The organism is Vibrio minamisatsumaniensis (genome assembly GCF_050337445.1).
Lineage (GTDB): Bacteria > Pseudomonadota > Gammaproteobacteria > Enterobacterales > Vibrionaceae > Vibrio > Vibrio artabrorum.
Window position 1 is genome coordinate 1 of record NZ_JAKJSY010000176.1, and the last position, 1,205, is coordinate 1,205.

Consider the following 1,205-nt stretch of genomic DNA (forward strand, 5'->3'; position numbering starts at 1 on the left):
CACTATAAGTTTTATTATGATACTTATGAACGTGATCTTTCAAATATAGTAGATGATTTACAGATTAATTATGATTAGGATTGTTGAAAGGTGTTAGTTTTGGTGATTGTGAATTAATACTTTTACCTTTAAGTTTTTTAGATTGTGTATGTAATTGTTGTTTATTATGACCACCACTATTATTACTACTTTTCATTTCTTCAAAAGTATCTTTTAAAGATTTATTTTTATCTAAACAATCACTGATTCTATCAACTGGGTAGTCTTTTCTTGCACATTGTTGAATGATATAAGATTTCAACTTCTCTTTATCTTCAGGAACAACAACCCCACTATCATATAACTTGATTAAATTATCATCTGACAATGTTTTATATGTTGTGATTTCTTTTAGCTCATCAATTTTTAAGCTTGGTTCATTCGTTTGAAAAAAGAATAAATCATCTGGGTTTTCTTTAAAAGCAACTTTCATACATTTCTGAATTAGCTCTTTGCTATCTGAACAAGCATTGGTCCAACCAGTTTGTTTTGCTAGGTCATACGATAATTTAATGTCGTGGTCATTACTTCTTTGACCAAATGAAATTCTATTTTTATCTTCTGAAAGTTTAAGGTTAAAGTTTCTTGGGTATTTTTCTTCATCTTTATGCTCATAATAAATAAAAGTATTACCGTGTTTGTCAATTTTTTGTTTGTAATTATCATTTATACTTTTAATATTTATTTTATTATTATTTGAATTACCACAAGACAAAATTAATAAATCACTTTGACCTGTTATTAATTTGAACAACTCTGGATTGTTCTTTTTTATTTTACCGAACGTAAGCATTGAATTAACTTTACCACCAGATAAAGAAAAATTATCACTGATGAAAGTTATTCCACCATTCCCATTTTTCCTGTGAAGATATTGTATTTCTATACCTAAACCATTCAACTTTTCGATGAATTATTTTGAGCTTTGGTTATTTCTATAAGTATTATTTATTGATTTTTTAAAATCATCAATACTATCAAATGAAGTTTTCAATTTAGTTTCTTTGTCTTTTATTGCTGAGATATCACCGTTTTCTCTATCAATACTCGCTTCCAAATTCTTATATTTATTAGATAAAGATTCTTTTTGTTTATTAGCTGATTTCTTTTCTTTTTTAACTTTTGATTTTAATTCTTGTGATTTTCTATTATTAACTGAAATATTT

At 25.8% G+C, this 1,205-nt stretch carries 2 protein-coding genes; both read right to left on the reverse strand.

What is annotated here, in order from left to right; all coding sequences use genetic code 11:
* Positions 1-64: 64 nt before the first annotated feature.
* The gene (locus L4B77_RS20050; protein WP_429752620.1) at positions 65-940 is read right to left on the reverse strand and encodes a hypothetical protein; all 876 of its coding nucleotides are present in this window, start codon (positions 938-940) and stop codon (positions 65-67) included.
* A 12-nt stretch (positions 941-952) separates the two neighbouring features.
* Positions 953-1,205: hypothetical protein (locus L4B77_RS20055; RefSeq protein ID WP_429752622.1), on the reverse strand; the 253-nt coding region annotated here is incomplete at its 5' end.